This window comes from Candidatus Stygibacter australis, from assembly GCA_030765845.1.
GTDB classification, from domain to species: Bacteria; Cloacimonadota; Cloacimonadia; order Cloacimonadales; family TCS61; genus Stygibacter; species Stygibacter australis.
This window is the reverse complement of the sequence record JAVCDJ010000258.1, coordinates 1-5049: the sequence shown is the minus strand read 5'-3', so window position 1 is coordinate 5049 and position 5049 is coordinate 1. Positions and strand designations below refer to the sequence as shown.

The window sequence follows — 5049 nt, the reverse complement described above, 5'->3', positions numbered from 1 at the left end:
CGTCCCCCTCAAATATCGGTTCGCTCTCAATATTCAATCCCTGACATCTGATATTTTTCTCGCTGGCAGAGGAATATAATTCCCGCATCAGATAACAATCGCCAGCATCATTTCCACCAATGTAATCCAAGCCATAATAACTTGCGAACCAGCCATCTTCTGGACTAATCAGATTCCCCACTGAATTATATTCCCTGATGACCAGATCATCATTATAGCCCTCAATAATAAGTACATTTCCGTTTGGCTTGTATTGAATATTATCTATATTACGATCAAAATATAGTCCCGGGTTACTGTATTGAAACTCTAAATCCTCATTGTATTGCCAGATATCAATTTCATGTTCCTGCCAATTAGTAAAGGTTAAATTGCAGCTTCCCCCCTGAAATTTCATATCTGGCAGAAGGGCACCCTCTCCCTCTTCTCCCAGGATAACAGCTTCTTCATATAGAAATTCTTCATCGCTCAACATTACGTTTCCATACACACTCCCCTCAAAAACCGCAGCAAAGAGATAACCTCCAGATGGTCTAATTTCCAGCTCTGCCCCTTCCTCGTTACTATCAAAACACCAGATACCATTTCCGGCATAGTAATAACTGCCATCACCCTGCAGTATTTGGAAATACATCCCAGGCTCCCTGTCTAAGGGATTTCTTAGAATTGCAATATCACCAGCTTCTGTTATTTCATAATCAACCCAGTAACTGGTTCCTAATTCTATTCCATATTCCCATCCTGCCACAGTAGCTCCATCACTGTCTAAATGCCAAGCCCTTACTGAGTTAGTATTATTTTCTATCAAATATACACCTCCCATACGGTCACTTTCCAGGGTGTAATTTGTCGTATTATAATACATCATGGTGCCTGGTTCTTCCCACAATAATTCTCCATTGTCATTGATTTTCTGAATATATATACACTCGGGTGTCCACTCCTGCTGATAGCTGCACCAGCTGATAAATACCGCTCCGTCTTCTCCACAAATGATCTGATAATAATCTGTGCGGAGAGCATTTTGAGATATCTCTGCCGGTTCATCCCAGATATCTTCACCTGATAAGTCCATTCCCTGAATTTTGATCACATAACTGGAATCTACTGATTCCTGCCAGCAGGAATACACTGCCCCAATCCCAAGAGCACCCGCTTCCCAATCTTTGTAATGACTTGATGCCAGCAATACGTCTTCGTTCCAAGACCAGATTGAACTACATACTAAGAGTATAAACAAAATAAACCAGAATGTCCTTTTCATCAAATCCTCCAACTTTCTAAACATTGTTATTATTCATTATTACTATGAATGTTAATTTATTACCGAAAAGATTTATTGTCAAATATTTAATTTCCTATAGGACATATAAGTCCTATAGATCATATAAGTCCTATAGATCATATAAGCCTTATAAAGCTTTCTATTTCAGCGGTATTAAGTTTTTTATATTACCGAAATTAAAATCATTTAGGCAAAGTTTCTTCTCGTAAAAAAGATGTGTTAATCAAGCTTCGAGAAAGATATTATTTTGCCCTCGAGAATGTCTCAACGAATTGAGAACTGGAAGGGCAATTACATTAACATTCAATCTATCAGATAAACCTGGATATTCCAATCTCTGTTGATGAAATTGAAAACTTCAATCCGTAAACTTTAAGAGAGGATATTTTTGCTTTATATATAGAATTATTTGCCTCAGAAATAGAGTTTAATTATTAGCCTAAAAATGCTTCTGCCCCTGTCATGGGATGATAAATCTCTCAGAGAATTTATTCGGAAAAGTTGGCTGATAATTATCATATTTAATAAATTTGACATTACGTGGAAAGTAAAAATTTATGTATTTTAATGAAAGTGATTGGTAGTAAAGGATTTATTGAAAATATAGTAATATAAAGGTAACGGAAAAAGATAATAATATGAGAAAAAGTATTGTAGCTATTGTTGGTCGCCCAAATGTGGGTAAATCGACACTTTTTAATCGCATCTGCCGTAAGCGAAGTGCGATTGTGGATTTTGAAGAAGGCATCACTCGAGACAGGAAATATCAGGATGCAGAATGGAGCGGGATATATTTCACGCTGGTAGATACAGGTGGTATTATTCCTCGAACAGAAGATACAATGAATCAGGCAATCCGTAATCAGGCAGAAGTAGCCATATCTGAGGCAGATGTGATCCTTTTTATGGTCGATGCCAAGACGGGTACAACTGATTTTGATTCTGAAATAGCATCTTTGCTTAGTCCAGTAAGAGATAGAGTACTTCTGGTAGTAAACAAAGTTGATTCTGAGAAAGATGCCTTTGATCTCTATGAATTTCTGCAATTAGGACTGGGCGAAGCCTTTCCCATAGCAGCGGTGCAAGGTCGCAATTGCGGTAACCTTTTAGATGAAGTGATCGCTTTGGTAAATCCAGTAAAAGATGCTGATCTTAGTTATGACAGTGACAAGATCAAGATAGCGATCGTAGGCAGACCTAATGTAGGTAAATCATCTCTTGTTAATAAATTGCATGGATCTGATATCAATATAGTAACAGAAATACCAGGAACCACACGTGACAGTATTGATATGAAAGTAACATATTTTGGAGAAGAGATAACTATTATAGATACAGCAGGATTACGCAAAAAGGTCAAGGTAAAGTATGGCGTGGAATATTTTAGTTCAATGCGTACTATAGAGGCAATACATCAAAGTAATATGGTGATATTGATGCTTGATGCAGAGCGAGAAGTAGCCACCCAGGATCAAAAGATAGCATCATTTGCCGCCCGTCATCATCGTGATATATTGATACTTGTGAATAAATGGGATCTTGTTAAAAAGGATAATAAGACTACGGGAGAATTTATTAAAACTATCAGAAATCAATTACCCTTTATTAATTATGCTCCAATAGTATTTATTTCGGCTCTCACAGGTCAGAGAGTGAGTGGCGTGTTAAAAAAAGTAGTGGAAATCAAGAATACCAGTAAGAAAAGAATTCCCACTGCGCAATTAAATAAATTTTTAGCAGATGTCCTTGCAAACTTTCCTCCTTCTCATTCATCAGGGAAACACTCAAAGATCTATTATTGCACTCAGACAGAGATGAATCCCCCGACATTTGTGTTCTTTTGCAATAATCCCAAACTGATAACCAAACATTACAGCCGGTATCTATATAATCAATTACGGGAAAGGTTTCCTCTGGAAGGGGTATCATTCAGAACGCATTTCAGAGGCAGAAAAGGTGAAGAGGAGCCTCAGGAAAAATGAACTGGATAAATTTCATAATCTCAATTGTTGCAGCCTATCTATTAGGCAGTATCCCTTTCAGTTATATATTCGGCAAATTACAGGGGATAGATATCCGCCAGCACGGCAGCGGAAATGTGGGAGCCACTAATGCCTTGCGAGTTCTTGGCACCAAAATAGGTGTGATAACCCTATTGCTTGATATGGGAAAAGGGTTTGTGGCAGTTCAATTAGCCAGAATTTTGATGCCAGGTGTATTTGAAGGATATTATGTGATAATTGCACTTGTGGCAATTACTGGTCATATTTTCACTTTGTTCTTAGGATTTAAGGGTGGAAAAGGCGTAGCTACTTCAGCAGGAGTGTTTATAAACCTTTTACCTTTACCCTGCCTGTTGACCCTGCTTGTGTTTGTTATTGTGGTGACTGTAAGCAAATATGTCTCACTGGGATCTATCACAGCAGCTTTATTTTTATTTATTTATATACTGATAGAAAATATTAGAAACAGCTTTGGAGAATGGTATTATTTAGGCGTGGTCATCCTGGTGGCAGGCTTTATAATTATCAGACACAGAGCTAATATATCAAGATTATTGTCTGGGACAGAGAATAAGTTATCTTTTAAGAAAAAGGAATAATGATATTATGTGCGGAATTGTAGGAGTATTTGGGAATAAAAAGGCTGCGGATCTGGCAACCCTGGCATTATTTGCAGAACAGCATCGAGGGCAGGAGAGTTGCGGACTGGCAGTCTCCAATGGGTCATATATCAAACTTCATAAACGGATGGGACTGGTAAAAGATGTATTTACGCCAGAAGTTCTGGAAGATCTGCCGGGCGAGATAGCTATAGGGCATGTTCGCTATCCCACCTGTGGCAGCTCCAATGAATATAATTCACAGCCGCATTTAGTGGAAACCCTTTATGGTCCTGTATTTTCATTAGCCAGTAATGGTGATATAACCAATTATAATTCCATCAGGAAATATCTGGAAGATGAAGGAGTATTTTTTCACAGCTATAATGATGGAGAACTTCTTATTCGTTATATAGTAAATAAACTGGTATATAAAAAGCAGACAATAGCAGCAGCGATCAGGGACTTGATGAAGGATATAAAAGGCGCTTATTCCACAGTTTTTATGATGCAGAAAGAAATGTATATATTCCGGGATCCTAACGGGATCAGACCACTTAGTATTGCAAAACTTACTGATGGCTCATATGTGGCAGCAAGTGAAAGCTGTTCACTTGACCTGCTGGGCGTGGAATGGAAACGGGAAGTGAAGCCGGCAGAAATTATAAGGATCAGTGATAAAGGAATGGAAGTGTATGAAAACGATGCCAGAGAATATAGATCAGGTACGAATGATCATCATTGCATTTTTGAGCATATATATTTCTCACGACCCGATAGTTATGAGTTCGGTCAAAACGTGTATGAAGTGCGAAAAAGGATAGGAAGTGAATTGGCAGATAATGATAAGATAAAACCTGATGCAGTAGTGCCAGTGCCGGATTCTGCGAATTTTATTGCTTTGGGCTATGCCGAACGGAAGCAGATACCTTATGAGATGGGTTTGATCAGAAATCATTATGTGGGCAGGACATTTATCAAGCCGGATCAGACGATCAGAGATGAGAGTGTATATCAGAAATTTAACCCTCTCCCCAATTTCTTTCAAGACAAAATTGTAGTACTGGTGGATGACTCAATAGTGCGTGGCACTACTTTACGTAAAATAGTGAAATTAGTGAGGAAAAAGGGGGCTAAGGAAGTTCATCTCAGAATCGGTTCT

The 5049-nt window shown here is 38.3% G+C and carries 4 protein-coding genes; 3 read left to right on the top strand and 1 reads right to left on the bottom strand.

From position 1 onward, the window contains the following. The coding region (locus RAO94_12935; GenBank protein MDP8323246.1) for a hypothetical protein at positions 1-1264 on the bottom strand (1264 nt) is incomplete at its 3' end. Between the two features lie 659 nt (positions 1265-1923). Here RAO94_12935 and der point away from each other — a divergent pair. The 3 genes from der to purF form a co-directional block, all read left to right on the top strand. After that, on the top strand, positions 1924-3267 hold the full coding sequence (der, locus tag RAO94_12930; protein ID MDP8323245.1) for a ribosome biogenesis GTPase Der: 1344 nt from the start codon (positions 1924-1926) through the stop codon (positions 3265-3267). Beyond that, entirely contained in the window at positions 3264-3887 is a 624-nt protein-coding gene (plsY, locus tag RAO94_12925) for a glycerol-3-phosphate 1-O-acyltransferase PlsY (protein MDP8323244.1), read from the top strand. The genes der and plsY overlap by 4 nt, the downstream gene beginning before the upstream one ends. A gap of 7 nt (positions 3888-3894) precedes the next feature. After that, the coding region (gene purF, locus RAO94_12920) for an amidophosphoribosyltransferase (protein ID MDP8323243.1) at positions 3895-5049 on the top strand (1155 nt) is incomplete at its 3' end.